The sequence below is a fragment of the Salinibacterium sp. PAMC 21357 genome (assembly GCF_000247645.1).
Lineage (GTDB): Bacteria > Actinomycetota > Actinomycetes > Actinomycetales > Microbacteriaceae > Rhodoglobus.
On record NZ_AHWA01000006.1, the window covers coordinates 462,482 to 487,805 of the forward strand.

27 protein-coding genes and 1 tRNA gene are annotated in these 25,324 nt (G+C 60.3%); 14 read left to right on the forward strand and 14 right to left on the reverse strand.

Going from position 1 to position 25,324, the window contains the following annotated elements; all coding sequences use genetic code 11:
• Positions 1–22: 22 nt before the first annotated feature.
• Together ON14_RS14750 and ON14_RS15325 are read right to left on the reverse strand one after the other, a co-directional pair.
• Positions 23–715, reverse strand: a complete 693-nt coding sequence (locus ON14_RS14750; protein WP_010206289.1) for a phosphocholine cytidylyltransferase family protein — start codon at positions 713–715, stop codon at positions 23–25.
• A 98-nt stretch (positions 716–813) separates the two neighbouring features.
• On the reverse strand, positions 814–1,422 hold the full coding sequence (locus ON14_RS15325) for a hypothetical protein (RefSeq protein WP_010206290.1): 609 nt from the start codon (positions 1,420–1,422) through the stop codon (positions 814–816).
• Positions 1,423–1,459: 37 nt separating this feature from the next.
• On the opposite strand from ON14_RS15325, the gene ON14_RS14755 reads away from it, so the two are divergent.
• The 3 genes from ON14_RS14755 to ON14_RS14765 are packed head-to-tail and all read left to right on the forward strand — an operon-like array spanning position 1,460 to position 4,903.
• Positions 1,460–3,067 (forward strand): ATP-binding cassette domain-containing protein, encoded by a 1,608-nt coding sequence (locus ON14_RS14755; protein WP_010206291.1) that lies wholly within the window; start codon positions 1,460–1,462, stop codon positions 3,065–3,067.
• Complete coding sequence (locus ON14_RS14760) at positions 3,043–4,614, forward strand: hypothetical protein (protein WP_050993075.1); 1,572 nt, start codon at positions 3,043–3,045, stop codon at positions 4,612–4,614. Before ON14_RS14755 ends, ON14_RS14760 begins: the two co-directional genes overlap by 25 nt.
• Before the next feature lie 28 nt (positions 4,615–4,642).
• Positions 4,643–4,903 (forward strand): DUF3039 domain-containing protein, encoded by a 261-nt coding sequence (locus ON14_RS14765; RefSeq protein WP_010206294.1) that lies wholly within the window; start codon positions 4,643–4,645, stop codon positions 4,901–4,903.
• On the opposite strand, the gene ON14_RS14770 is transcribed toward ON14_RS14765, so the two are convergent.
• A complete protein-coding gene (locus tag ON14_RS14770) occupies positions 4,900–6,153 on the reverse strand; it encodes a nicotinate phosphoribosyltransferase (RefSeq protein WP_010206295.1) in 1,254 nt (417 codons plus the stop codon). The two genes, ON14_RS14765 and ON14_RS14770, sit on opposite strands and share 4 nt — an antisense overlap.
• Before the next feature lie 111 nt (positions 6,154–6,264).
• On the opposite strand from ON14_RS14770, the gene murI reads away from it, so the two are divergent.
• The 4 genes from murI to ON14_RS14790 all read left to right on the forward strand — a co-directional run bounded on the left by murI (position 6,265) and on the right by ON14_RS14790 (position 9,147).
• Complete coding sequence (murI, locus tag ON14_RS14775; protein ID WP_010206296.1) at positions 6,265–7,101, forward strand: glutamate racemase; 837 nt, start codon at positions 6,265–6,267, stop codon at positions 7,099–7,101.
• Between the two features lie 68 nt (positions 7,102–7,169).
• Positions 7,170–7,928: a ribonuclease PH gene (rph, locus tag ON14_RS14780; RefSeq protein WP_010206297.1), complete on the forward strand. Its 759-nt coding sequence runs from the start codon at positions 7,170–7,172 to the stop codon at positions 7,926–7,928.
• 5 nt (positions 7,929–7,933) lie between these two features.
• On the forward strand, positions 7,934–8,533 hold the full coding sequence (gene rdgB / locus ON14_RS14785; RefSeq protein ID WP_010206298.1) for an RdgB/HAM1 family non-canonical purine NTP pyrophosphatase: 600 nt from the start codon (positions 7,934–7,936) through the stop codon (positions 8,531–8,533).
• A gap of 71 nt (positions 8,534–8,604) precedes the next feature.
• Positions 8,605–9,147 carry a HEAT repeat domain-containing protein gene (locus ON14_RS14790; protein WP_010206300.1) on the forward strand — a complete coding sequence of 181 codons (543 nt, stop codon included), beginning with the start codon at positions 8,605–8,607 and terminating at the stop codon, positions 9,145–9,147.
• A 17-nt stretch (positions 9,148–9,164) separates the two neighbouring features.
• Here the strand turns inward: ON14_RS14790 and ON14_RS14795 are convergent, their stop codons facing one another.
• On the reverse strand, positions 9,165–9,902 hold the full coding sequence (locus ON14_RS14795) for a DedA family protein (RefSeq protein ID WP_010206301.1): 738 nt from the start codon (positions 9,900–9,902) through the stop codon (positions 9,165–9,167).
• Between the two features lie 167 nt (positions 9,903–10,069).
• On the opposite strand from ON14_RS14795, the gene ON14_RS14800 reads away from it, so the two are divergent.
• Positions 10,070–10,450, forward strand: a complete 381-nt coding sequence (locus ON14_RS14800) for a winged helix-turn-helix transcriptional regulator (protein ID WP_010206302.1) — start codon at positions 10,070–10,072, stop codon at positions 10,448–10,450.
• Between the two features lie 96 nt (positions 10,451–10,546).
• Positions 10,547–11,596 (forward strand): zinc-binding alcohol dehydrogenase family protein, encoded by a 1,050-nt coding sequence (locus ON14_RS14805; protein ID WP_010206303.1) that lies wholly within the window; start codon positions 10,547–10,549, stop codon positions 11,594–11,596.
• 127 nt (positions 11,597–11,723) lie between these two features.
• On the opposite strand, the gene ON14_RS14810 is transcribed toward ON14_RS14805, so the two are convergent.
• Positions 11,724–11,805: transfer RNA gene (locus tag ON14_RS14810), tRNA-Leu, on the reverse strand.
• A 141-nt stretch (positions 11,806–11,946) separates the two neighbouring features.
• Here ON14_RS14810 and ON14_RS14815 point away from each other — a divergent pair.
• Positions 11,947–13,014 carry a TauD/TfdA family dioxygenase gene (locus ON14_RS14815; protein WP_010206304.1) on the forward strand — a complete coding sequence of 356 codons (1,068 nt, stop codon included), beginning with the start codon at positions 11,947–11,949 and terminating at the stop codon, positions 13,012–13,014.
• A 24-nt stretch (positions 13,015–13,038) separates the two neighbouring features.
• Here ON14_RS14815 and ON14_RS14820 read toward each other — a convergent pair whose 3' ends face one another.
• The 7 genes from ON14_RS14820 to ON14_RS14845 all read right to left on the reverse strand — a co-directional run bounded on the left by ON14_RS14820 (position 13,039) and on the right by ON14_RS14845 (position 17,811).
• A complete protein-coding gene (locus tag ON14_RS14820; RefSeq protein ID WP_010206305.1) occupies positions 13,039–14,193 on the reverse strand; it encodes a hypothetical protein in 1,155 nt (384 codons plus the stop codon).
• The gene (locus ON14_RS14825; RefSeq protein WP_010206306.1) at positions 14,190–14,528 is read right to left on the reverse strand and encodes a PadR family transcriptional regulator; all 339 of its coding nucleotides are present in this window, start codon (positions 14,526–14,528) and stop codon (positions 14,190–14,192) included. Before ON14_RS14825 ends, ON14_RS14820 begins: the two co-directional genes overlap by 4 nt.
• 94 nt (positions 14,529–14,622) lie before the next feature.
• Positions 14,623–15,576, reverse strand: a complete 954-nt coding sequence (locus ON14_RS14830; RefSeq protein ID WP_010206308.1) for a DUF2510 domain-containing protein — start codon at positions 15,574–15,576, stop codon at positions 14,623–14,625.
• 210 nt (positions 15,577–15,786) lie between these two features.
• Positions 15,787–16,188: a roadblock/LC7 domain-containing protein gene (locus tag ON14_RS14835; protein WP_010206309.1), complete on the reverse strand. Its 402-nt coding sequence runs from the start codon at positions 16,186–16,188 to the stop codon at positions 15,787–15,789.
• Entirely contained in the window at positions 16,185–16,331 is a 147-nt protein-coding gene (locus ON14_RS16005; protein WP_202800976.1) for a hypothetical protein, read from the reverse strand. The genes ON14_RS14835 and ON14_RS16005 overlap by 4 nt, the downstream gene beginning before the upstream one ends.
• Positions 16,316–16,762 carry a GTP-binding protein gene (locus ON14_RS14840; RefSeq protein WP_010206311.1) on the reverse strand — a complete coding sequence of 149 codons (447 nt, stop codon included), beginning with the start codon at positions 16,760–16,762 and terminating at the stop codon, positions 16,316–16,318. The genes ON14_RS16005 and ON14_RS14840 overlap by 16 nt, the downstream gene beginning before the upstream one ends.
• A gap of 170 nt (positions 16,763–16,932) precedes the next feature.
• Positions 16,933–17,811, reverse strand: coding sequence for an EamA family transporter (locus ON14_RS14845; RefSeq protein WP_010206312.1), 879 nt, complete (start codon positions 17,809–17,811; stop codon positions 16,933–16,935).
• Positions 17,812–17,930: 119 nt separating this feature from the next.
• On the opposite strand from ON14_RS14845, the gene ON14_RS14850 reads away from it, so the two are divergent.
• On the forward strand, positions 17,931–18,431 hold the full coding sequence (locus ON14_RS14850) for a MarR family winged helix-turn-helix transcriptional regulator (protein ID WP_010206313.1): 501 nt from the start codon (positions 17,931–17,933) through the stop codon (positions 18,429–18,431).
• Here ON14_RS14850 and xylB read toward each other — a convergent pair.
• A complete protein-coding gene (gene xylB / locus ON14_RS14855; RefSeq protein ID WP_010206314.1) occupies positions 18,410–19,813 on the reverse strand; it encodes a xylulokinase in 1,404 nt (467 codons plus the stop codon). The two genes, ON14_RS14850 and xylB, sit on opposite strands and share 22 nt — an antisense overlap.
• The gene (xylA, locus tag ON14_RS14860) at positions 19,814–21,004 is read right to left on the reverse strand and encodes a xylose isomerase (RefSeq protein ID WP_010206315.1); all 1,191 of its coding nucleotides are present in this window, start codon (positions 21,002–21,004) and stop codon (positions 19,814–19,816) included.
• 366 nt (positions 21,005–21,370) lie between these two features.
• Here xylA and chvE point away from each other — a divergent pair, with 366 nt between their 5' ends.
• The 3 genes from chvE (at position 21,371) to mmsB (ending at position 25,294) form a co-directional block, all read left to right on the forward strand.
• A complete protein-coding gene (gene chvE, locus ON14_RS14865; protein ID WP_010206317.1) occupies positions 21,371–22,474 on the forward strand; it encodes a multiple monosaccharide ABC transporter substrate-binding protein in 1,104 nt (367 codons plus the stop codon).
• 86 nt (positions 22,475–22,560) lie between these two features.
• Positions 22,561–24,090: a multiple monosaccharide ABC transporter ATP-binding protein gene (gene mmsA, locus ON14_RS14870; protein ID WP_010206318.1), complete on the forward strand. Its 1,530-nt coding sequence runs from the start codon at positions 22,561–22,563 to the stop codon at positions 24,088–24,090.
• 4 nt (positions 24,091–24,094) lie between these two features.
• Complete coding sequence (gene mmsB, locus ON14_RS14875; RefSeq protein WP_010206319.1) at positions 24,095–25,294, forward strand: multiple monosaccharide ABC transporter permease; 1,200 nt, start codon at positions 24,095–24,097, stop codon at positions 25,292–25,294.
• Positions 25,295–25,324 lie beyond the last annotated feature (30 nt).

The window sequence follows — 25,324 nt, forward strand, 5'->3', positions numbered from 1 at the left end:
CTCACTCGAGCCAAAACAGAAGTTAGACGAAGAGGTTCGCGCGCTCGAGGTCTTCAGCAAAGTCGACCTCAATGGCATAAAGGTCGGAGATGTCGATGGGCTCAATCAAGAGGCCGTCTTCGGCAATAGCGAGCTCGATGCCACGCTCGAAGTAGTCCTGGTCGCCAACCTTCTTCAGGTGGCGCAGCAACGTTGCCTTCGCGTCACGCGAAATGTAGTTGATGCCTACGGCTTCGCCGAGGCCACCCTTGACCGTCTTGGAGAGCTCCTTGATGAAACCCTCGGCGTCAGTGGTGTACTTGACCTCTTCATCAGAGACCTTGGCAGTGTTGACGCTGACGAAGGACTGATCGCGAGCAACCATGGCTGCTGCGCGCTCAAGAACGGTCGGGTCGAAGACGACGTCTCCGTTCATCCACAACACTCCGCCGGGCGCAGACGCCTGCAGGGCGCGCATGAGGCTCTTAGAGGTGTTGGTCTGGTCGTACTGCTCGTTATAGACGAAGGATGCTTCAGGGAAGGCTTCGATGATGTGCTCGAGCTTGTAGCCAACAACGATTGTCACCTTGGCGTTGTTGCTAAAGGCGTGGTGGATGTTGTCGAACTGCTGCTTCATGATGGTGCGGCCATCATTGAGCTCGGTGAGTGGCTTCGGAAGCGAGCGGCCCAAACGGCTGCCCATGCCGGCAGCTAAAATAACGACTTGCGTTGTCATGGTGGTCTCCTCAGTAGTTCTGGGGCTCGGGAATTAGCGACGTAGTTAACCTGCTGTTTACCCGAGATCGGTAAAATTGACACACCCTTGTGCGATAGTCAGGCTAACTGTGCCCGCCGAGAACTCCATAGATTTTGACCGGTTGTTGCATATTCGTGATACTCGCTCATGCGCTCAACTTCTGATTGGTAGGTTTGGACAGTGGAAAACGCCCAAACACCCGACGAGGGCAAGAAGACTGTTAAACCGCTGGTAACGAAGCCCGCAGTGAGCACCGATAAGCCAACCGCGGCTGAAGGTTCTCCAGCAAAATCGACTACAGCCAGGCCAACTGCTTCTGCTACTCGTAAGCCCGCCGCCAAAAAGCCCGCCGCGCCCAAAAAGCTCGCTGCGAAGCCAACGCCACCTCGCGCCACCGGGTCGCGCACAACGACATCGAAGTCAACTGCGCCCAACCCTGTGCCGAAGCCGACCACACCGAAGCCGACGGCCCCAAAGCTTGCGGAGCCAAAGCCTGCGGAGCCGAAATCGACGGTGCGCACTCCCGCGGCGTCGAAATCGACAGCGGCCAAGTCGGCTGTGCCAAAAGCAACTGTGCCGAAACCAACTGTGCCGAAGTCGAGCGCGTCGAAGCCGACCGTGCCGACGTCGCCTGAGCAGGCGACATCACCGGCGAATACAACTGAGACGACCGAACCCGAGTCCATTGAGGCCGAGGCAACCCCATCTACGCCGGCGCTGCCGGTGCGCGGCGTTGCTGACGTCGACGATGCTAGCGCGACTGCGCCAGCGGTCGTCGAGCCAACTCTAGAAGCCGAGCCGGACACGGACACGGACTCGGACACGGACGATCGTGACGAGACCGAAGCAGAAGTTGCACTTGACGCGACGGAACCGACTGAGGCCGCAGTTTCCGAACCGGAGGCAAAGCCGGACGGAGTGTTGGCCGGCCTCGCTCGCTTGCGGGCACTTGCCTCTCAGTTCGCTGTTCCCGTCCCCGCGCCTGTCATAGCTGAAGAGCTCGAGCCGCCGATGGCCACGGCTGACGCTGACTCCGACTCCACGGACGCTGATTCCGCATCCCTGGAAGACGCTAGCGCCGACACCAACGATGTTTCCGTTGAGGATCTGAACGCATCCATCGATGACGGCGCACCCGCTGAAACTGAGACGCTCGTGGATGCGGATGCGGATGCGGACGCTGACGAGCCCGGCGAGGCTAACCCCGTTATCGACGCCGTTGCTGAGCCCGACCTCGCGGACGCGAACGCCGAGTTGCAGACTGACGAAGACAAGAGTGTCGCACTCGCGGAAGTAGCCGCATCTGACGAATTGCCTCAAGACGAGGTGAGCCCCGCTCGTGAGCCGACGACTGAGCCACATACGACGACTGCGCCGGACGCAAAGACTGCGCCGGACGCAAAGACTGTGCCGGACGTCGAGCCAGAGGTCGAGCTCACTCCTGAAGCGACAATTGAGCCTGAGCTGTCCGCTGAACCCGAGCCGTCCGCTGAGCAGCAGGGTGTAGCGATGCCGGAAGCTGCCGTTGCGGTACGCCCGACACTCACTCACGCACTAGACACGACAGCCGGCGAAATTGTGCTGAAAGTCCGTGGCCTGTCGAAGGGATTCGGCGATACCGTGGCGGTCAATGACATCGATTTGAATGTGCGTGCGGGTGTCTTCTATGGCATCGTCGGGCCCAACGGTGCAGGAAAGACAACCACTCTGTCGATGATCACCGGTCTGCTGCGGCCCGATTCGGGAACCGCCAGCGTCAATGGCATTGATGTGTGGGATTCGCCGGAGATCGCTAAGCGCTCAATTGGTGTTCTACCCGATCGTCTGCGCATCTTTGACCGGCTCACCGGTTCCCAACTGCTCTACTACTCGGGGGTGCTCCGCGGGCTTAAAGCTGTCGAAGTGCGAAAGCGTTCCGCAGATCTTGCCACCGCGTTCGGTCTCGATGACGTGATGGGTCGTCTCGTGAGCGACTACTCCTCAGGCATGCTCAAAAAGGTGGCGCTCGCTGCGGCAATGATTCACTCTCCGCGACTGCTCGTGCTCGACGAACCCTTCGAATCGGTCGACCCTGTTTCGGCAGCAACCGTCACCCGCATCCTCAAGCAATACGTGAATGCTGGCGGAACAGTGCTGCTCTCCAGCCACCGCATGGAACTAGTGCAGCGCGTCTGCAGCCACGTTGCGGTGATCGTCGAAGGAACACTTCTGGCCGACGGCACGATTGATGAAGTTCGCAACGGAATGTCTCTAGAGGACCGCTTTGTGCAGCTCACCGGCAAGAACTCCAGTGGGGGAGGGCTCGAGTGGTTGAGCAGTTTCTCCGACTGAAACTGACCCTCCTCGCGAACACGTTCCGTCGAGGGCCACTAGTTGCGGCCAGCATGGCGTTGGTGTTTCTGTATAGCGCCGTACTCTTCGTTATCGCGATCAGCGCCGTCGCCAACCTGCGCGACACCACCGCCGAGATTGCTGGCACCACCCTGGTCGTTTTCGGCTCAGCGGTGCTGATCGGATTCCTCATCATCCCCCTCGGGTGGAACGCGGATGACGCCCTAGACCCGCGCAGATTCTCTTACCTGCCGCTGACGCGACTCCGCCTCGCACTGCTGTTGCTGCTTGCTGGCGCGGTCAGCATCCCCACGTTCATGCTCGTTGGCTTGGCTGGCGCCCAGATCTTTGCCTGGTCGGGGGCTGGAGCATCCGCTTTCGTCGCCCTACTCTCGGGCATTCTCGTGATTGCAACCGCAGTGGTGGGATCGCGATTGGCGAGCCTCATCGCGGCGCGATTCTTGAGTACCCGCCGCCTTCGTGAAAGTTTTGGCATCGTGGCGGTGACGCTGGTGATCGCATCCCTTCCTGTCGCGGTGCTGCTGGCGCTGTCTGATTATCAATCGCAAGTGCTTCCTGTGCTGCGGCGAATTGCGGCAGTGCTGGAGTGGACACCGCTGGGGGTCGCCTTTAGCGCGCCTGCGTCCAGCGCTGCCGGTAATGCTGGCGATGCCGCTGCGAAGCTCGCCATTGCGTTCGGGTTTCTCGTAGTGCTCTCGGCTGCGTGGTATTTCATGCTCGGGTACGTGCTTTCTCGTCCCGAACGAAGCGCCGTAGAAACCTATCGTTCCGGCTTGGGTTGGTTCAGGGTCATGCCGGCAACTCCGCTTGGTGCGATTGCCGCGCGCAGCCTCAGTTACTGGGCTCGCGATGCACGTTACTTTGTGGCCCTCGCCGCAATTCCAATTATTCCGATTGGAATGGTCGCCGCCCTTCTTGTTGGCGGAATTGGTTCCGACGTCATCGCGTGGATCCCTGTACCGGTCATGTGCCTTTTCCTCGGCTGGAGCGCTCACAACGATGTCGCCCATGACAACACCGCCCTCTGGACCCACGTCTCGGCCCACACCAATGGCGCCGACGATCGCTGGGGACGCATCGTTCCCGGACTGCTCGTGGGAATCCCGCTCGCCATCGTTGGTAGCATCCTCACAGTCTTCATCGTCGGTGACGCCCAATCGCTGCCCGGTCTGATCGGGCTCAGCCTGTGCCTGCTGTTTTCTGGTCTTGGCGTGTCTAGCGTGAGCTCGGCGGCATACCCTTATGCCGCGCCACTGCCGGGCCATGGAGCGTTCATTCAGCCCCAGGCGCTCGTCTCCAACGCTGCGACAGTGCAATCATTCACCTTCGCGCTCAGCCTGCTCTTTGGCGCCCCGGTGCTCGCTGTCGTGTTCTTCAATCCCTTCGTGGATCTTGAACGACACTGGGCAGCATTGTTCGTCGGGGTTCCTCTCGGCTTCATCGTGATGGTCATCGGAGTGTATTGGGGCGGTCGCATTATGGTGCGTCGCGGCCCAGAACTGCTCGCGTTGTCATCCCAGAACTAAATCAACAACCACGACGTAGAATTGACTCATGGCTGACACCGATCACACCGGCGGCGGGACCGACACGCTCGACCGCGAACTCGAAGAACTGCTCAATCAGGAGCAAGTAGAAGAGGGCGACCACGAACGCTTCTCGCACTACGCCCCCAAGAACAAAATTATGGAATCGGCGCTCTCGGGCAAACCGATCCGGGCACTGTGCGGAAAACTGTGGACGCCAGGGCGCGACCCCGAAAAGTTTCCGGTCTGCCCGACCTGCAAAGAGGTCTACGAAAAGATGAAGGGCTAGCGATACTCGGTCGGCAACACGGGTTCGCCCCGTGACAGCCGGAAGGCATTCTGGGGCAGCTCGGCGAGGGCATATTCGCGGTGATCACGCGCGGCGTGAGTTCCGTCATGACCCAGCCAGCGAGCATCCGCCGTTCCCCCCGTCATGAGATCGACGATCAGATCGCGACCCTCAACCTCGGGACGCCCTTCGGACGCTTGATAGATGAGCTCCGTCGCGGCAAAGCCGTCTTGGCTGGCCCTTATCGCAGCTTTGTGCCCGCCAACAGTGGCTTTGGCGGTGGACTTCTTGGCCACCGAAACCCATTCGCCGGCATCGTTGTGATGAGCAACAAGTTTGTAGACCATGCCAGCGGCAGGATGCCCTGAGCCGGTGACGACCGAAGTGCCGACACCATACGAGTCAACCGGGGCAGCCCGCAGAGCCGCAATGGCATGCTCGTCGAGATCGTTGGTGACAGTGATGCGTGTAGTGGTGGCTCCCAAAGAGTCCAGTTGGGCGCGCACCGCGGCGACCTGCACGGCGAGGTCGCCAGAATCGATTCGCACAGCGCCCAGTTTGGTACCGGCTACCTTCACCGCAAGCTCCACAGCGTTCTCAACGTCGTAGGTGTCAACAAGAAGCGTCGTCGATGGCCCAAATGCGTCGACCTGCGCCCGAAATGCTTCTTCCTCTGAGTCGTGAAGCAGGGTAAAGGAATGCGCGGCGGTGCCCATGGTCGGCACGCCCCAGCTGCGACCGGCCTCCAGGTTGCTGGTTGCGCTGAAGCCCGCGATAAAGGCCGCGCGGGCGGATGCCACGGCGGAGCGTTCGCCGGTGCGACGTGAACCCATCTCGACGACAGGCCGCGCGTCGGCAGCAGAGACCATACGAGCAGCCGCGGATGCGATAGCGGAGTCATAGTTGAGCACGCTCAGCGCGAGCGTCTCGAGCAGCACAGCTTCGGCAAAAGTGCCCTCAACAATGAGCACGGGGGAGCCGGGGAAGTAGGCATCACCCTCGCGGTAGCCGGTGATATTTCCCGTGAACCGGTAGTTGGCGAGCCAGTCGATGGTCGTGGGGCACACAATCTTGTTCTGCTTCAAAAACGACAACTCGTCATCACCAAACCGGAACTGCTCCACCAGTTCGAGAAGGCGCCCGGTGCCGGCGACAACGCCGTAGCGACGGCTGTCGGGAAGTCGGCGGGCGAACACCTCGAAAACGCAGGGGCGTTCATGGCGGCCACTGCCGATTGCGGCATCGAGCATGGTCAGTTCGTATTGGTCAGTTAGCAGCGCGGTACTCACGTGATCAGCGTACGCGACAGACTCTGAAGGCTGTCAGGGCCTCGATGGGCATCGACCACTACGATTGAGGGTGTGACTGATGCACCCATTGGCGTTTTCGACTCCGGAGTTGGCGGCCTCACCGTAGCCCGGGCCATCATCGACCAGTTACCCCACGAGTCAATCGTCTACGTTGGTGACACTCTTCACTCGCCCTACGGACCCAAGCCGATTGCGGATGTTCGGCGCTTTGCCCTCGAAGTAATGGACCGTCTCGTCGACGATGGCGTGAAGCTACTCGTTATTGCCTGCAACACTGCTTCTGCCGCGATGCTGCGGGATGCCCGTGAGCGGTACACCGAGGCCTACGGTATCGAAGTGGTTGAAGTGATCCAGCCCGCCACGAGGGCGGCAGTGCGTCAGACCCGCAATCGTCGCGTCGGAGTGATTGGCACCGCGGGCACGATTAAGTCGCGTGCCTATGAGGATGCTTTTGCTGCAGCATCCGATATCGAACTGTTTACGCAAGCCTGCCCACGGTTCGTAGAATTTGTCGAGGCCGGCATCACGACCGGGCCCGAAGTTCTTGCCGTCGCCGAAGAATATTTGGCACCGCTGAAAGCTGCCGATATCGACACGCTTGTGCTCGGGTGCACCCACTACCCGCACATCTCGGCCGCCATTCAGTATGTGATGGGTCGCGAGGTCACCCTCGTCTCGAGTGCTGAAGAGACCGCCTACGACGTCTACAGCACTCTCGTGGCGCACGACCTATTGCGCGACCCCTCCCAACCCGCGAGTCACACCTTTGAAGCGACCGGGCCAGACAAGACCGGCTTCACACGTTTGGCATCCCGGTTCATGGGGCCCAACATTGTGCGCGTCGAAACGTTTGATACTGGCGTGATTACTCTTCCGCCGTTGCCCTAGGCAACCCCCTCACTCAGCTGCACCACATACTGCACAACCACAAGCCCGATCTACTGAAAGAGAAGCCCATGACACGTCACGATGGTCGCGAAAACAATGAACTCCGCAAGGTCACGATCGAGCGTGGGTGGAGCGACCAGGCTGAAGGTTCAGCGCTGATTTCGTTCGGCAAGACCAAGGTGCTGTGCACGGCATCCTTCACCAATGGTGTTCCGCGCTGGATGGCAGGCAAGGGCAAGGGCTGGGTTACGGCCGAGTATTCGATGCTTCCCCGCAGCACGAACAGCCGCATGGACCGCGAAGCAGTCAAGGGCAAGGTTGGCGGGCGCACCCACGAGATTTCGCGTCTCATCGGTCGCAGCCTCCGTGCCGTTGTCGATATGAAGGCTCTCGGCGAGAACACCATCGTGATCGACTGTGACGTTCTGCAGGCCGACGGCGGAACCCGCACCGCAGCGATCACGGGTGCCTACATTGCACTCGCGGACGCGATCGAGTGGGGTCGCGAAAAGAAGTTCATCGGCAAGAACTCGAAGGCTCTCTTTGACTCGCTCGCCGCGGTTAGCGTCGGAATCATTGACGGTGAGCCCATGCTCGACCTCGCGTACGTCGAAGACGTTCGCGCCGAAACCGACATGAATGTGGTCGTCACCGGCCGCGGTCTCTTTGTTGAAGTTCAGGGCACCGCCGAGGGCGCACCCTTCGACCGTCGCGAACTCGACTCGCTGCTTGACCTTGCACTGGCCGGCGCCGTTGACCTCACCGCGCTGCAGGTCGCATCCCTCGCTGATGGCACAGCAGGAGCCGTTGCCGCTGCCGCAAACTAGTGCCCATGCGCATCGTTCTCGCCACCCACAACGCCCACAAAGTCGCGGAACTGCGCCGGATCCTCGGTCCGGCACTCGACGGCCTCGAACTCGTCGCCTACGACGGGCCAGAGCCCATTGAAGATGGCGACACTTTTGAAGCGAACGCGCTGATCAAAGCTCGGGCGGCATCCGCCCACACCGGGCTGCCAGCGCTGGCCGACGATTCCGGCATCTGTGTTGACGCGCTGGGTGGTGCCCCTGGCATCCACTCGGCACGTTATGCCGGCACCCGCAACGATGGTGACAACCTTGAACTTCTGTTGAAGAATCTTGTCGGTGTGGATGACCGTGGCGCGCAGTTTGCGTGTGCGGCGGCGTTCGTCGTGCCCGCCGCTACTGGCGACGCGCGCGAATTCGTGGAGCTCGCGCTGTGGCCCGGCAGCGTGGCGAGAGCGCGCAGCGGCACCGAGGGCTTCGGCTACGATCCCATTTTTTGCCCAGACGGGCAATCGGGAACCTCCGCTGACCTCAGCTCTGATCAGAAGGATGCGCTCAGCCACCGTGCCCAGGCGTTCGCGGCAATCATGCCGATCGTGCGTGCTCAACTGCTCGGCGACAGCTAGCCCTCGGCCGATCCGCGGCCCGCATTTGTGGTGCGGTCTCGATATCGGGCGCAACAACGTAGGGTTGAGGCGTGTCTGAACATGATGATCCCCACGCCGTAGATCTTGAACTCCCCATTGCCGCCCGCATCGCGGCAGCCAGCGAACGACATGGCGAAGCCGTTGTCGTTGAGCGTGCTGTCTCGCTAATTGCCGGCAACAACGAGGGCAAAGAGTTTCTACTGATCGTCGGTGGCGAGCACGCTCAAGGCATTCTCGACGGCGCCCCCGTTCTTTACTGGCCTGAGCTGTGGGGAACCCGCGCACTGCTGCACGCGTGGGATGACAGCGCTGCGGATGCCGTGCGCACTGCCCTCAGCAACCAAGCGTGGCGTGTGCGCGAGATGGCGACGCGTGTTGTTGCCACTCGTCGACTCGACGCTCGCGAACAGCTGGTGGCGCTTCTGACGGATGAAACTCCCCGTGTTCGCGCCTCTGCGGCTCGTGCCTTGGGCACCGTGGGCACCGCTGATGACGTCGAGGCAATGTCTGCGCTCGTCAAAGACGAAGATATTGAAGTTCGTCGCAGCGCCCAGCAAGCGGTAGAAGCGCTCCGTAAGCGACTGGCTAAGTAGCCGTACCCCGAGGGGGCTTAGTCGTCGAGGTTCTGGTCGAAGTCTTTAGGGTGCAACGAAAGCTTCTCGGCTTCGGCGTCGCTGATGGCATTCGCACGACCTGCTTCGCGTGCCTTCTTCGCTTTGTGAGACGAGCGGAAGTAGTGGAACGCTGTCGGTAGCACCGTGAGGGTGACCGCGGCGAGCAGAATGAAGTCGATGTATTCGACGATGAAGTCCCTGAGCCACGGAATGTTGCCCAACAGGTAACCGCCGAAGGTCAGCCCGGAGCCCCAGATGAGAGCACCGATCGCGTTATAGAGCGAATACTTGCGATAGTCCATGTGGCCGACGCCGGCCGCAACGGGGGCGAATGTGCGCACGACGGGAACGAAGCGGGCCAAGATTACGGCAAGGCCGCCGAAGCGGCTAAAGAAGGCGTTGGTACGTTTGACGTTTTCGACGCTGAAAAGTCCGGTTTCTTTTCGTTCGAATATTCGCGGGCCCACTTTGTGCCCGATCAGGTATCCGACCTCGCCACCCAAGAATGCGGCGAAGCTAATAGCAAGACAGACCCACCAGATCTCGAATCCGATCACGCCCGTGAAGGTGAGGATGCCGGTGATCACCAGAAGGGTGTCGCCGGGCAAGAGGAACCCTACGAGCAGGCCGGTCTCGGCGAAGACGATGAAGGCGACCCCGAGCAGGGCAAACGCCCCAAAGCCGTCGATGAGGTTTTGGGGATCAAGCCATGGAATAAGGGCGGTGCCTACCAAGGGAGTTCTCCAGAATCGTCGGCTAGGTGCGCGTAGTCGGCGACGTTAGCTATGTAGACAAAGGGTACCGCGTGTGGTGGGGCCGTCGCTGTGGGGAATACCCCCGCATCCGCATTCGAGCATCCATGTCCACTATCATTCGGATAGTAACTATTGAGAGGATCGACATGGACTTCGTCAACGAACACCAGGGTCACGTCGGAAACGTTTTTTCGGCAACATGCCCCTGCCGCGATCTCTTGGATGTGGTGGCCAGCAAATGGTCGGCACTCGCGATCGGTGCGCTCTTGGGCGGTCGCATGCGCTTTGGTGAGTTGCAGCGTCAGCTCGACGGAATCTCGCCAAAAGTGCTCACAAGCACCCTTCGCCGACTCGAGGACTACGGAATCGTTGACCGCGAAGTTTTTGCCGAGGTTCCGCTCCGGGTGGAATACACGCTGACGAAACTGGGCGAAGAAGCCGGTGTACCCCTCGAAGCATTGCGTGTCTGGGCGGAGTCGCAACTCGAACACGCGCAGCGCACTGAGGTGGCGCGCGCGCTCGTCTAAGCACTTACCTCGGGGTAACTTGCCTCCCTTGCGGGTCACCACTATGTGCGGTTTAGCGTGAGGGCTACACGTTAGCGACCACGCAAAGGACCCCCAGTGAACACGTCTCCCTCTTCTCCCTTCAGCATCGGCTCAGTTGCTCCTGCCGTCGTCACTCGTGCTGGAGGGCCCATTGAGGGCGACCGCAGCTTCGTTGACGAAGAACTAATCGTTGAAGCGCCGACCGGCCACGACATCCTCGTGGAAGTAGCCGCAGTGTCGGTGAATCCCGTTGATGTCAAGGTGCGCGCCGGTGGTGACTTCGTCGACAAGATCATCGGATGGGATGCCTCCGGTGTTGTCACCGCTGTCGGCCCCGAAGCCACCCTGTTCCAGCCGGGCGATGAAGTTTGGTACGCCGGAGACATCACTCGATCGGGCAGCTACGCCCGCATGCAGCTCGTAGACGAGCGCATCGTTGGTCGCAAGCCGTCTCGCCTGAGCCACGCAGAAGCCGCAGCAATGCCGCTCACGACCATCACTGCCTACGAGGCTCTCTTTCACAAGCTCAAGCTCGCGAGTGCGAGCACAGGCACCCTGCTCGTTCTTGGCGCCGCTGGGGGAGTGGGGTCGATCCTCATCCAGCTCGCTAAAGAACTCACCGGTGTACGTGTGATCGCCACAGCGTCTCGCGACGAAACCCGCAAGTGGGTTACCCAGATGGGAGCGGATGCTGTGGTCAGTCACCGTGGCGACCTCGCTGCGAACGTGGCCGAGGTCGCACCCGAGGGCGTGGACTGGGTTTTCACTTCGCAAACAGGCAAGAACTTGCCCGCAATCGTTGAACTGCTCAAGCCGTTCGGCGAGATCGTTGCCATTGACGATGAGGCAGGGCTCGACCTGCTCTCGCTCAAGGCCAAGGCGCTCAGCTGGCACTGGGAACTCATGTTCACTCGCTCAGCGCAGCACACCGTCGACATGGTGTTGCAGCACGAACTGCTGGACGAAGTAGCCGATCTTATGGATGCCGGACGCATCCACACCACGCTCACGCGCACCTTCAGCCCGCTCAATGCAGAACAGCTGCGGGCAGCGCATGCGCTCGTGGAAACTGGCAGTGCTATCGGCAAGACCGTTGTTACATCCGAGCGGCACTCAGCCAGCTAGGCCAGAATCAGGTCCGAAGGGGCCGTACGCCGAGCGAAAGCTTGGCGTACGGCTTTTCTGGCTCGCGCTTCGAACCCTGAGGTTAGTGCTGCGCGTTCTGTCAGATACGAGCCGGGCTGCGATGTTGTGCGGAAGGCGGGACTTGAACCCGCACGCTCGAAAGCACAGGAACCTAAATCCTGCGTGTATACCAATTTCACCACTCCCGCTGGCCGGTCAATCTTAGCGCGAGATTGGGCAACCGCGAATCACCTATGGCGTAGCTTCATTTTTGCTGTGCACGGCCCCGCCGACCCCGCAATCCTCGTGTTTTAGGAGGTGGAGGGTGTAATTTGAGATGTGTCTTCCCTATGGAGACGATGTCCGCGATCGCGCCTGCCAAGAGCCAAATGAGCCACAGCTTGCGCGCCGCACGAAGCAAGGAGAGCGACATTACCGTTCACGAGCTCCAATCGAGCCTTTTCACTCTCGACTCGGCTAGCGCCGAAGCGATTCGTACTGCTGCAGAGCGCATTACTGCGCACCCAAATGAGAGCCCTGATGACTTCGGTCGCCAGGCTCTTGCTGCAGCCTTCAGCTTGCCTGAAGAGGTCCGTGCAGCTGTTCTGAATTTTGCTGAGGTCGGCTCTGAAGCCGGAATCATGGTTGTGCGTGGTCTGTATGTCGATGAAGACCTGACAGACACCCCGCTCGACAACAAGAGTGGACTCGGTGCTGGCACCGTTTTCGCTAAAGAGATGGCAATGCTTGCCCACCTCCTGGGCAGCATGGTTGCTTACGAGGCTGAAGGCAACGGCCACCTCATCCAAGACATGGTTCCGAACCCGAAGCTTGCCGTGACTCAGCAGTCGCAAGGCTCGAAGGTTGAGCTTGAAGCTCACACCGAGCAGTGCTTCTCTGACTTCAAGCCCGACTATGTAATCCTCGGGGCTCTTCGCGGCGATGAGAACGCCAAGACGTATGCTTTCTCGGGTCGCAAGCTGGTGCAGCACATGTCTGCAGACGACGTGGCAAAGCTTCGCCAGCCGCTGTGGGCAACCACGATCGACGAGTCGTTCCAGCCGTACATCCCTAGCCCGGATGCCGTGCGTGGCCCGTTCCCGATTCTCACCGGTCCCGAAAATGACCCGTACATTCTGGTCGACCAAGACCTCATGCACGGCATCACGGCAGAAGCTCAGCGCCTGCTGGGTCGTGTCGTTGAGACGTACATCGAGCACCGCGACGCCCACGTGTTGCAGGCAGGTGACCTGCTGATGCTCGATAACCTTCGCGCGATGCACGGCCGTTCAATGTATACCCCGCGCTTTGATGGTAAAGACCGCTTCATTGCTCGTGGTTTCGTTGTGCGTGATCGTCGCAAGCTGTGGCCTCAGCTGCTCGACGACCGTCGCACGCTCGCAGCGGTTTACAGCTAAAGAGCTTCCGCCCGTAAGGGTGCGTTAGTTCGTCACAACGCGGGTCGACTGCTCCGGCAGTCGGCCCGCGTTTGTGCGTTGCGGAAGTAACAAGAGCCAGACGATTGTCACGAGGCAGAGCTGGCCGAGGATGGCCAAAGCGGGGCCGGATGGGGCTGTATCGCCGCCGCCGATTGCGAACGTGTCGGCCAGAGACATCCCCATGTTGAATCCTGCAAAGCCGTGGAATAGGAGAGTTAGGCCAACAATGGTTAGCCCGCTGGCGGCTAGTGCCCGGGCCGACATCCGACCCCCTAGTTTTGGCGCGAGACAGATGCCACCGAATGCTAGAGCGGCGAGCGACCAGAAAACTCCCCAGGACCAAATTAGGTAGGGGAACGGCGACTCTCCGGCCGCCGCCATCTGGGCATAGATGGCGTCGAGGCTGAGCCCTGGCACTGCTGCGAGCGGATTCCACACCACGATATGCAGCGTGCCGATTGCAACGGTGGCGAACGTCAGCAGGACTGTTGTGACGGCGACCAGCCATTGGGTGCGGCGGCGAATCGGTACCCGATCGTGCGAAGAGTTACTGCTGGCAGCAATCGTTAGCGCTATGGGGGTCGCCAATACGGCCACCACGACTACGACTAGCGGCACCAGCATCAGTAGAGCGACCGTGATCACCACAGCGGCCAGTAGCCAGACGGTCACGGATGATGGGCGCAGTCGAAATGTTCGGCTCGAGCCTCCCTTGTTCTGGCGAGAAGCAGCTACTTGAGTGATGATCGCACGCACTGTGGCCAGCACGCCAACGACGCTGAAAGTGATCGCAGCCACCTTCAGAATTAGCGCTGCCGCAGCGAGCAGCGCGGCGCCCGGCCCCGAGCTCGACTGGGGCACGTGATAGCCGCCCCAGAGAAAAAGCCCCGCGCCGAGAATGCCCGCGCTGATGAAAGCGCCAAGCGCCCAGCGCGCTCGGCGCGCGGCAACAGCAGTCAGGGTGATGCCGGTCACCTCGGGGGCATCGCGGTCGATTGTGATCGCGATGATGGCAGCTCCCCACACGATGGACGTCGCGGGCAGATCGAGCTCGGCCGCGCCGTCGAGATCTGCTTGCCATTCTTCGCCGTAGCGAGTTGCCGCGGCGGTGGGAAGGGTGCGGGCAATCGCGGTGATCGCCCACCGGGCGAAGCTCATACGGATGCTCCGAGAGTGCGCACGGCAGAGCCGCCAAGGGCAGTCTTGTCTCGTTGGGTAACGGCGCGCTGCGCGGAGATCAACGCCGGTGCTGCGGCGGCGCCATCCGAAGTGAGTTCATAAAGGCGACGGCGAGGGCCGGTTCGGGTGGGATCGTCTTCCCACGCTGAGGTAACCCACCCCAGCCGTTCGAGCCGTTCGAGGATTGGGTAAACACTGCCGGCCGGCCGCTCGGTGCTCTTGACAATTTTGAGCCCCCAGAGCGGTTCGAGGGTGACGGTGAGTGCTTCGATCACGTCGAGGGTGGCTGCGGTTACGCGCGAGAGAGGCTCCATGCCTCCAAATCTACCTATATAGAGATAGAAGTCAAGCAATGTTCAGCCGAGCGGGTGAATCGGGTAACGAACCCACCCACTCGGCTAGAAGCAGTTACTTGCTGTGGCGACCGCGCAGTCGGGCAAAGAAGCCACGGGGTGCTGGGGTCGGCGCCGGTGCCCCGATCTCTTCATCGCTGGCGCCAGGAAGCACCCGCAAGATGTTCATCAAGCTCAGCGCCGCAAGAAGCGAGTGCGCTGAGGCCGGCGCAGTCTCGGCGATTGCCGAAAGCTCCTTCGCTGAGAGCGGCGCATGACTCAATATTGAGGTCATCCGCAATTGGTCCTCGTCGTGCGGAAGGCTCGTGATGTTGGGCCAGCGGCGCAAACGGTAGCGTGCGCCATCGGTAAGCCACGGGGCGGGCGAGTGAGCGTAACCGTTGAGCCCGACCATCCACAACAGAGCGCTCAGATCGAAACCAGCACCCGTCGGCATGATGACTTCGTCACGTACATGGCTGCGGATGTTGACGCTCACCGGTGCGGTCGGAAAGTCGGTGATCTCAGCCTTCCACCAGTACGAACGCTCAAACACATCGATGATGAGCATAGGAAAGCTCGACGATGTGATCGCTAACACGGTCGGTTGGGCGTTGCTCGCGGCGATTTTGATTGCCTCGGCAACCCGTGCCCATTCCGACGCCACGACCGTGAGGTCAGACTCGTCGTCGGCGCGCTCACGGTACGCGGCCGTTGGGTCGCCAGCGGACGCAGAGTCGACGGCATCCCTGGCCAACGGTGCTTCGAGTTGGCGAAGCGTGTGAGCCAGGGTCGGTTCGGAAGGAACGGCGCCACTGGTCGCTGCCGATTCGGGTTCGGCAGCGGCGTGAAGTGTGGCGCCGTCCTCCAGCTCGGTGGGGTCTGCAAAGTCGACAAGTTGGTGAACCAGCGGCGCACGGGCGCCGGAAATCTGGTCGGTCCAGGTGTGGTTGTCCCACCAGCGAAGCTGGGGGAGGCCAAGCGGGTCGGGGTACCAGCCGGCGGGGATGTGAGTTGTGTAAGTAGTCATCTTCACGCCTCCTGCGTGAATTGGTGTGCGGTGCCGAGGGTGCATCGCGGTGGTGCTTGCGGGTAAAATCCTCGATTCAGCTGGCGATCTGCGGGTTAGACGAGTGATCGTTCGCTGTTCGTGTTTCCTGGTCCTGCTTCGGGTTATGCGGGTTATTCGGGTTTAGCGTGCTCTGCTGGTTGTTCGGATTACGCCGGTAAAACGGTTGGCCTAGTGGGCCGCGAGTAAGACGGTGAGCCTTCGGGCGGTGCGTCTCGCCGCGGCGAGCGATTTGCCGATGGTCTCTCGATCGGTGAACAAGGCGGCGAGTACCAGCGGGTGGCCTTCAACTCTTACCTGTACAACGTGACCCTGTTCGGCCGCGATAATCACAAACTCGTTATCTCCGAGCTGCAGTTCTCGTGCGACGGCGTCGGCGAGGGCCTGCGTGGAACTGGCCATGCTCGCAAATCGGTTGCCGTCGAGTGCGTTGCCTTCAACGCTGACCACCGGAAAGCCGTCCTCGGTGAGGATGGTGGCGTATCCCAGTGAGGGTGCAAGATCTTTGAGGCCGCTGAGGGCGAGTTCACCGCGCGCAATGTATTTGCGGTCGAGGTGAGGTGCGATAGTCATCGTCTCCTCCCCGTGCTGAGCGCAGGGTTGGCGACAACGGCTTGTTTCAGCTCGACGTTCGCCACCACGGTCATGAGCAGTACGTTCATGTCGGCGTTCGAACGAGCATCCACCGTGAAAATCGGGATCAGCACGTCGGGCATTTCGTCGGCGATTGCGTCGCGTATTCCTCGATGAGCGACTTTGGTACGAGGTCGGCGCGCGTGAGGCCGATGACGATTCCGCCCCGTTCATAGATGGCGAAGAACTCTTTGACGTACTCAATGGCAATCTCGACGGGGTTTTCGGCGTCCGCATTCACGAGCACGATCACTCCCTCGGCGCGTTCGGCAAGAATCGTCCACATGAAGTCAAAACGACGCTGACCGGGAATGCCGTACAGGCGAACCTTTTCGGCTTCGTTGACACTGATCTCGCCATAGTCGAGAGCGACGGTTGTCGTTGGTTTGTCAGCGGCGTCGCGGTCGCTGTTTGCGGCCTCGGTGCTAACGACGTCGATCTCGCTGAGGGAACGGATGGCAGTGGTCTTTCCTGCGCCCATTGGTCCGGCAAATAGGATTACGTGTTCTGACATTCGATGCCTCCCCCCAGGAGTAGTTCTTCTGCTTCTTTCTCACTGAAGCATGCAAGCCCCCGTTGCAGGGTAGTAGCCCCCCGTTTGGGTGTCGTTCGAAACTGCCCGCTAAAACACTGGCCAGAACGTTCTGTCTGTCCCCCCAAAACGTGTGGTGATTTTGGACCACTTTATCGAGGCGTTACCGATTGTTTCCGGCGGCCGGAGGTGATTTGGCCCCCAACGATTGCCGCTAAGGCTAAGGCGAAACCAGCCGTTTGGGTCGCTCCGAAGGTCTGACCGAGCACGACAGCACCTAGGGCGGCTGCTGCCACTGGTGATACCAGTCCCAACACGGCAATTGACCCGATTGGCAGCATGCGGATGCCGCGAAACCAGAGCGCATACGCCACGATTCCACCCCCGATTCCGAGCCACGAATAGCCGAGCAGCGCGGGGAGGTCAATGACAGGAGGAACGCCCTCCGCGATGAGCGCTATCGGCAGCAAAAAGAGGCCGCCAGCGGTAAGTAACCAGCCGGCGTATCCCATGGCAGAAACCTGGGGCGGCTTGCCCCAGCGTTTCGCGAGTACCACGCCAAACGCCATGGAAGCAGTTCCGGCGAGACCGGCGATGAGGCCGACGGTGTCGAGTTGGGCTGTTGATCTGAGCACAATCAGTGCGACTCCGAGCATCCCCACCAGGCCCCAGCCCAGCAGTGGCCACGAGAGTGGTTGCCGCAGCACGACGACGACGAGCAGCGCCACGATGAGAGGTTGTGCGGCACCAAGAGTCGCGGCTATGCCTCCAGGAAGGTGGTACGCGGCAACGAAGAGTAGGGGGAAGAATGCGCCGATATTCAGGATGCCGAGCACGGCGGATTTCCCCCACCACGCTCCTGTTGGCAGCTGGCGGGCGATCGCCAGAGCGATGAGGCCGGCGGGTAGCGCGCGAACTAGCGAAGCGAAGAGCGGATGACCGGCGGGTAGCAGTTCGGTGGTCACGATGTAGGTGGTGCCCCACGCTAGGGGTGCTAGGGCGGTCAGTAGGGTGTCGCGCAGCTGGGTCATGTTTCCTCGAGTTTTTACGCGCAATACGCGCGCGCAATGTTCACTCCTAAATAGTTCAACGTTAAACAATCTATAGTGTTGTAGTGTGAGCGTCAAACAATTGAACGTTAAGAGGTTTCATGAGTGACAGCGTCGATCGCATCATCGCCCAATGGGGTCACGTGCGACCAGAACTCGATGTCTCCGCCATGGGGATCCTCGGGCGGCTCTCACGAGTAACGCGACTGCTCGAGCGAGCCCAACTCAATGTCTTCGAAGCTCACGATCTCCACGCGGGAGAGTTCGACATCCTCGCCACGCTCCTGAGATCACATGCTGGCGCTCGCGGACTCACCGCAGGCGCGCTTGCCACCAGCTCGATGGTCACCTCAGGCGCCATCACCAATAGGCTTGATCGACTTGTCGCCAAAGAACTAATCTCGCGCGACATCGACCCCGAAAACCGCCGAACAGTGCGTGTAGCGCTGACCGACGCCGGAACCGAACTCATCAATCGCGCGCTACTGGCCCATGTCGATAACGAAGAGACGCTGCTCGCGAGCCTCAACAGCACTCAACGGCGCGAACTAGAAGAACTACTGCGTCAGCTGCTGAGCGCTCACGAAACGACAGCAGAGTAGCGGGCGTATTGCTGCCGAATGATCGGCCGAAAGTCGGATGCTGGCTCGGCTGACGTCGCAATGCTCCACTCGGGCCGCGCCTCAGCTAAGGCCCACCCTGCCTGAGTGGCCGCACCGCGTGCAACGTATTCGCCCGGCTCCGGAACAACCACGGGAACATTAAACACTTGGGATGCGATCGTCGATACAGCGGGGTTCTGGGCAGCGCCACCGATGAGCAGGATGCGCGTGGCAGAGACTCCTTGTGCACGGAGGGCATCGAGACCGTCAGCGAGTCCACACAGAAGTCCCTCGATCGCCGCGCGCGCTAATGAAGGGCGGGTCGTAGAAGCGAGCGTCATGCCGAACAGGGTTGCCGTCGCATCCGGAAGGTTAGGCGTTCGTTCGCCTTCGAAATAGGGCTGTAGTACAAGACCGCCAGCGCCCGGTTCTGCCTGCAGCGCGAGCACGCCTAGTTCGTCGTGACTGACGCCAAGCAATGCGGCTGTGCTGTCGAGCACTCGTGCCGCGTTGAGGGTTGCCACGAGGGGAAGAAAGCGTCCGCTGGCGTCGGCAAATCCGGCAACGGTCCCGGTGGGGTCTGGCACTTGATCGTCGGCGACAGCGAATACGGTTCCACTGGTGCCGATGGATACCACGACATCGCCAGTGCGCGCCCCGAGGCCGAGTGCCGCTGCAGCGTTGTCGCCCGCGCCGCACGCGACCGTCACGGGGGAGTCATCCAGAGTGCCGACTGTTTCGCCGGGGGCAACGATGCGTGGCAACACCACACCAAGCGCGTCAGCCTTTCGCCCGAGCGCTGCCGCCAGCAGATCAAGGTCATAGTCATTTGTTACCGAGTTGAAGTACCCCGTGCCGCTGGCGTCAGAGCGATCAGTCGTCAACTCATCGAGCTGAGGATTAGCGACTCCAAACCCACGCAAGCGCCACGTCAGCCAGTCATGTGGCAAACACACCGCCGCCACCAACGCAGCATTCTCGGGTTCGTTGTCGCGCAACCAGCGCAACTTCGTCGACGTAAATGAGGCAACAGGAAGCGAGCCCGTGCGATCGGCAATATCGGGGAACTCTCGCACCAAATCAGTGGCGGCAGTTGCCGAGCGAGTGTCGTTCCACAGCAAGGCGGGGCGGATGACGCGGCCGGCGGCATCCAGCACGACCATGCCGTGCTGCTGCCCTCCGACCGAAATCGCGGAAACGTCGTCGAGGCCGCCAGCGTCTGCAATTGCCGCGGTAAGAGCTGACCACCAAGCTTCGGGGTCCACCTCGGTACCGGCGGGGTGGGCGGCGCGACCCGAGCGCACGAGCGCCCCGGTCGCGACATCCACAATGAGAACTTTGCAGGACTGTGTCGAGGAGTCGACCCCGGCGACGAGCGTCATTTAGCGGGCGCCCATAAGGTGCTCGCCAGCAAGCTGCTGAAGGCGAACGAAGCCGAAGCCCTTGCCATTGAAGTAGGCCTCGTGATCGAAGTCTTCGTATGAGGCGCGGTCGGCCAACAGGTCGTCATAGCTTTCATTCTCGCCGAGAGTGTTCTCAGAGAGTTCGAGGACGCGCGCGGCGACGAGAGCTTCTTGCACCTCAGGGTCGGCGCGGAAGGCGGCAGCGCGCTCCTTGAGGAGCAGGTAGTTGCGCATGTTGGCGGCAGCGGAATCCCACACTCCAGCTTCGTCTTCGGTGCGGCTCGGCTTGAAGTCAAAGTGGCGGGGGCCGGTGTAGCTCTGGCCTCCATCGGGCCCACCATTTTCGAGCAGGTCGACGAGCGAGAACGCATTGTGTAGGTCACCGTGACCAAAGACGAGGTCTTGGTCGTACTTGATTCCACGCTGGCCATTGAGGTCGATGTGGAACAGCTTGCCCTGGTACAGCGCCTGGGCAATGCCCGAGGTGAAGTTGAGCCCGGCCATCTGTTCGTGACCCGTCTCGGGGTTCACGCCGAACAGCTCGGGGCGTTCGAGGGTTTCGATGAACGCCATGGCGTGACCGACGGTCGGCAGCAAAATGTCGCCGCGGGGCTCGTTGGGCTTGGGCTCAATAGCGAAGCGGATGTCGTAGCCCTTTTCGGTGACATAGTCGCCAAACAGGTTGAGAGATTCGCGGTAGCGCTCGAGTGCTGCGCGCACGTTCTTTGCTGAGTCATACTCGGCGCCTTCACGGCCGCCCCACATGACGAAGGTCTTGGCGCCCAGCTCTACGCCGAGTTCGAGCTGACGCATTGCTTTGCGCATGGCGAAGCGACGAACGCTGCGGTCGTTCGACGTGAATCCACCATCCTTGAAGACGGGGGCGCTGAAGAGGTTAGTGGTGACCATCGGCACGATGAGGCCGGTGTCGCTGAGTACTTGCTTCAGGCGGTCGATCTGCTTCTGGCGTTCGGCATCCGTGGATCCAAAGGCGAAGAGGTCATCGTCGTGGAACGTAATTCCGTAGGCGCCTAGCTCGGCGAGCTTTTCAACGCCGTGGACGATATCGAGGGGAGCGCGAGTTGCTCCGCCGAACGGGTCAACACCTTCCCAGCCGATTGTCCAAAGGCCGAAGGAAAATTTGTCGGCGGGGGTGGGTTGTAAAGACATGGTGACTCTCCGTTGGCGGCTATGGCAATAAGTTATTTTTCACAACTTACCCCGCTCTACTGCCTACGTCAATGCGACCTTTCGTGCGAGAGCGGCCGGAAAAAACCCTCGCTGTCAGCTAATCGTTATGCAATTTTGCGGGAAACTGTTGCGTTCACGCGGTGAACCCATATATGTTCTCAATGTCAACAAAAGGGGTGCCAAGCGCATCCCTCGCGATACAACGGAGTAACGCACGCACTCGTCGGGCAACCGGCGACAGTGCTACATTCCCTTTCGCGAGGATCACGCTTCTGCCCCTCTGCCGGCAACACGCGCAGTGCTTCCGGCTTTTGTCCGGCAATCACACTCGAAAGGGACAACACGATGTCAATGAAGAAAATAATCGCCGTCGCAGCAGCGACAGTGATGACCATCGGGCTCGCCGCCTGCAGCAGCGGCGAATCAGGCAGCGGCGGAGACAGCCTCGGCAGCGTCGGAATTTCGATGCCGACGCGAAGCCTCGAACGCTGGATCAATGACGGCGAAGGCCTCAAGGCTCAGCTCGAAGACGCCGGCTACTCAGCCGACCTGCAGTATGCGGATGACAAGGCCGACACTCAGATTAGCCAGATCCAGAACCAAATCGCTTCGGGCGTCGACGTTATCGTCATCGCCGCGATCGACGGAGAGCTCCTTGCACCGGTGCTCGCCGATGCAGCAGCACAGGACATTACCGTCATTGCTTACGACCGTCTGATCAACGGCACCCCCGACGTCGACTACTACGCCACGTTCGACAACTACAAGGTCGGCCAGCTTCAGGGTGAGTTCATTGAAGAACAGCTCGGACTCGCTGATGGCGCAGGCCCGTTCAACCTCGAGCCTTTCGCCGGTAGCCCCGATGACAACAACGCCAAGTTCTTCTTCTCCGGCGCGTGGGATATCTTGCTTCCTTATGTAGAGAACGGCCAGTTGGTCGTTCCCTCGGGCAAGGCTCCTGCCAGTAACGATGACTGGGCCAGCATCGGAATCCTCGGCTGGAAGTCTGACTCGGCTCAGTCCGAGCTCGACAACCGCCTGGGTTCGTTCTACACCGGTGGCGAGAAGATCGACGTCGTTCTTTCTCCTAACGACAGCCTCGCTCAGGGTATTGCCGCATCGCTTCGCAGCGCCGGTTACACCGCAGGCACCGACTGGCCGCTCTTGACCGGTCAGGATGCCGACAAGGCTAGCGTCGTCAACATCCTCGCTGGCGAACAGTCGATGACCGTCTGGAAGGACACCCGCGAGCTTGGAAACGTCGTCTTCGGCTTCGTCGAGGCAGTTATGAATGGCGACGAGCCCGAGATCAACGACACCGAAACGTACGACAACGGTGAAAAGGTTGTTCCCGCGTTCCTCATCGCGCCTGAGGTCGTCGTCAAGGATGACGTGCAGACAAAGCTCATTGATTCTGGCTTTATCAAGGCATCAGACGTAGGGCTCTAACCCGCAATTCGTAAGAAGCATTACCATTCGACAATCGGGGGACGGCAACTGCCGTCCCCCGAAAGTCACTGCGAGCGGAGCTAATCATGACTGCGATCCTCAGCATGAACACAATCACTAAAGACTTCAACGGCGGCGTCCGCGCACTCGATGGCGTGAGCCTCGAAGTGGAGCGCGGGCAAGTGCACGCAATCTGCGGCGAAAACGGTGCCGGAAAATCCACCCTCATGAAGGTGCTCAGCGGGGTGTATCCCGCGGGTAGCTATGACGGCAGCATTACCTTTGAGAATCACGAAACCGCCTACCGGTCTATTAACGACTCGGAGCATGACGGCATCGTGATCATCCACCAGGAACTCGCCCTCAGCCCGTACCTCTCTATTGCCGAGAACATTTTCTTGGGCAATGAGATTGCCACTCGCGGCGTCGTCGACTGGGCGAAGACCAATCGTGAAGCAACGCTGCTTCTCGCGCGGGTTGGGCTCGACGAACAGCCCAGTACTCGCGTACTTGAACTGGGCGTTGGCAAGCAGCAACTGGTCGAGATCGCGAAAGCACTCTCAAAAAAGGTCAAGCTCTTGATTTTGGATGAGCCAACCGCCGCCCTCAATGATGAAGACTCCGCCCATCTGCTTGACCTCATCCGCAGCCTTCGCGGTCAGGGCATCACGTGCATCATCATTTCGCACAAGCTCAAAGAGATCCGTAATATCGCTGACAAAGTCACCATCATTCGTGATGGCAAGACAATTGAGACATTCGCGATGTCGGAAGAGGATGCCACTGAAGCCAGAATTATTCGGGCGATGGTCGGCCGCGACCTCGACAGTATGTTTCCGCCCCACACCCCCCAGATTGGCGACGAACTCTTTCGGGTCGAAAACTGGACGGTCCATCATCCCGTCGACACGACCAGAAAAGTTGTCGATAATGCGGCGTTCTCAGTGGCCGCTGGCGAAATTGTTGGCTTCGCCGGGCTAATGGGTGCCGGGCGAACTGAGCTGGCGATGAGCATTTTTGGCCGCTCTTATGGCAGTCACATCAGTGGAACCGCCTACAAAAATGGCACCGAGATTTCGGTCAAGTCAGTGAGCGAAGCAATCGGCCACGGCATCGCGTATGCCACCGAAGATCGCAAACATTTCGGGCTCAATCTGATCGGCAGTATCGCCGTGAACATTTCGGCAGCAGCACTGTCAAAGATTTCGCGGTTCGGAATCGTGGACCGCTTTGCCGAAAACAGGGTCGCCGAGGACTATCGCGGCCAAATGAACATCAAGACTCCGAACGTCTCTGTGCTCTCGGGAAACCTCTCTGGCGGCAACCAACAAAAGGTGGTCTTGAGCAAATGGATGTTCTCGGGGCCCGACATCCTGATTCTCGATGAGCCAACCCGTGGCATCGATGTGGGTGCCAAATACGAAATTTACGGAATCATCAACGCCCTTGCCGCTCAAGGCAAAGCGGTCGTCGTGATCTCGTCTGAACTGCCAGAACTGCTCGGACTGTGTGACCGCATTTATGCCATCTCTGAAGGAACCATTACCGGCGAAGTTGACCGCGCCGACGCTAACCAAGAACGACTCATGCACTTGATGACCGCGGGAAAGGACTAACCCGATGACTACAACAACCCCCGACCGCAAACGGCCCAAGATGCGGATCGACCTGCGCCAGTACGGAATTCTTGCCGCGCTCGTCGTAATCGTCGTGCTCTTTCAGGTGCTGACGGATGGCCGGCTCCTGCTTCCGGGAAACATCAACAACCTCATCCAGCAGAACGCCTACGTGCTGATCCTTGCCGTCGGAATGGTGATTGTGATTATCGCCGGCCACATCGACCTCTCCGTTGGTTCCGTCGTCGCCATGGTCGGTGCAGTTTCTGCGATCTCGATGACCCAGTGGGGATTGCCCTGGTGGGGAGCCGTAATCGTGGCGCTCGTCTTGGGCGCCGCAGTTGGTGCTTGGCAGGGTTTCTGGGTGGCGTTCGTCGGAATCCCGGCGTTCATCGTGACGCTCGCCGGCATGCTTCTCTTTCGGGGCCTCACCCTCGTTTTCCTGACCGGAGGAACGATCAACGCGCTTCCGGCAGAATTCAACGCCATCGGTGGTGGCTGGTTGCCTGAGCTGTTTGGCACCATCGGTGAGGGGCGCGGCGACCGCGACATCCTCACGATCGTTTTGGGTGTTCTCGCCGCAGCGTTGCTCGTTGGCCAACAATTGCGCAGTCGCGCGAAGCAGCGCAGCCTCGAACTGCCCGTTGAGGGTGCTGTGTCGTTCTGGGCTAAGAATCTCATTGCTGCCGGCGCGATTATTGCGTTGACTTTCCAGCTCTCGGCATACCGCGGAACGCCAATCATCCTGATCATTCTTGCGGTGCTCATTCTGCTGTTCACCTTCGTGCTCAATCAGACCGTGTTCGGGCGCCACGTTTATGCAATTGGTGGCAACCTGTTCGCTGCCCAAATGAGTGGCGTTAAGACGTCGTGGATCAACTTCTTCGTGTTCGTCAACATGGGTGTGCTTGCTGGTCTGGCTGGCGTCGTCACGACTGCCCGTGCCGGGGGTGCTGTGGCGTCTGCGGGTCAGAACTTTGAGCTTGATGCGATCGCCGCGGTCTTCATTGGTGGCGCCGCAGTGACCGGCGGCGTCGGTACCGTGATCGGTGCTGTCATCGGCGCGCTGATTATGGGTGTGCTCAACATGGGGCTGTCGATTCTTTCGGTCGATGCCGCTTGGCAACAGACGATCAAGGGGTTGGTTTTGCTCCTCGCTGTGGCCTTCGATGTTATGAGCAAGCGTCGCAGCGGACGTCGCTAGTCTTAGATCACCTAATTGTTGCCAACCGAG

Excerpts from the sequence above, each read along its gene's own strand:
- ON14_RS14750 (WP_010206289.1), bottom strand. The coding sequence starts at position 715 with ATGACAACGCAAGTCGTTATTTTAGCTGCCGGCATGGGCAGCCGTTTG.
- ON14_RS15325 (WP_010206290.1), bottom strand. The coding sequence starts at position 1,422 with ATGGACTCGGGTTCGGTCGTCTCAGTTGTATTCGCCGGTGATGTCGCC.
- ON14_RS14765 (WP_010206294.1), top strand. The coding sequence starts at position 4,643 with ATGGCTGACACCGATCACACCGGCGGCGGGACCGACACGCTCGACCGC.
- ON14_RS14770 (WP_010206295.1), bottom strand. The coding sequence starts at position 6,153 with ATGCTCGATGCCGCAATCGGCAGTGGCCGCCATGAACGCCCCTGCGTT.
- rph (WP_010206297.1), top strand. The coding sequence starts at position 7,170 with ATGACACGTCACGATGGTCGCGAAAACAATGAACTCCGCAAGGTCACG.
- rdgB (WP_010206298.1), top strand. The coding sequence starts at position 7,934 with ATGCGCATCGTTCTCGCCACCCACAACGCCCACAAAGTCGCGGAACTG.
- ON14_RS14800 (WP_010206302.1), top strand. The coding sequence starts at position 10,070 with ATGGACTTCGTCAACGAACACCAGGGTCACGTCGGAAACGTTTTTTCG.
- ON14_RS14815 (WP_010206304.1), top strand. The coding sequence starts at position 11,947 with ATGGAGACGATGTCCGCGATCGCGCCTGCCAAGAGCCAAATGAGCCAC.
- ON14_RS14820 (WP_010206305.1), bottom strand. The coding sequence starts at position 14,193 with ATGAGCTTCGCCCGGTGGGCGATCACCGCGATTGCCCGCACCCTTCCC.
- ON14_RS14825 (WP_010206306.1), bottom strand. The coding sequence starts at position 14,528 with ATGGAGCCTCTCTCGCGCGTAACCGCAGCCACCCTCGACGTGATCGAA.
- ON14_RS14830 (WP_010206308.1), bottom strand. The coding sequence starts at position 15,576 with ATGACTACTTACACAACTCACATCCCCGCCGGCTGGTACCCCGACCCG.
- ON14_RS14835 (WP_010206309.1), bottom strand. The coding sequence starts at position 16,188 with ATGACTATCGCACCTCACCTCGACCGCAAATACATTGCGCGCGGTGAA.
- ON14_RS16005 (WP_202800976.1), bottom strand. The coding sequence starts at position 16,331 with ATGCCCGACGTGCTGATCCCGATTTTCACGGTGGATGCTCGTTCGAAC.
- ON14_RS14840 (WP_010206311.1), bottom strand. The coding sequence starts at position 16,762 with ATGTCAGAACACGTAATCCTATTTGCCGGACCAATGGGCGCAGGAAAG.
- ON14_RS14845 (WP_010206312.1), bottom strand. The coding sequence starts at position 17,811 with ATGACCCAGCTGCGCGACACCCTACTGACCGCCCTAGCACCCCTAGCG.
- ON14_RS14850 (WP_010206313.1), top strand. The coding sequence starts at position 17,931 with ATGAGTGACAGCGTCGATCGCATCATCGCCCAATGGGGTCACGTGCGA.
- xylB (WP_010206314.1), bottom strand. The coding sequence starts at position 19,813 with ATGACGCTCGTCGCCGGGGTCGACTCCTCGACACAGTCCTGCAAAGTT.
- xylA (WP_010206315.1), bottom strand. The coding sequence starts at position 21,004 with ATGTCTTTACAACCCACCCCCGCCGACAAATTTTCCTTCGGCCTTTGG.
- chvE (WP_010206317.1), top strand. The coding sequence starts at position 21,371 with ATGTCAATGAAGAAAATAATCGCCGTCGCAGCAGCGACAGTGATGACC.
- mmsA (WP_010206318.1), top strand. The coding sequence starts at position 22,561 with ATGACTGCGATCCTCAGCATGAACACAATCACTAAAGACTTCAACGGC.
- mmsB (WP_010206319.1), top strand. The coding sequence starts at position 24,095 with ATGACTACAACAACCCCCGACCGCAAACGGCCCAAGATGCGGATCGAC.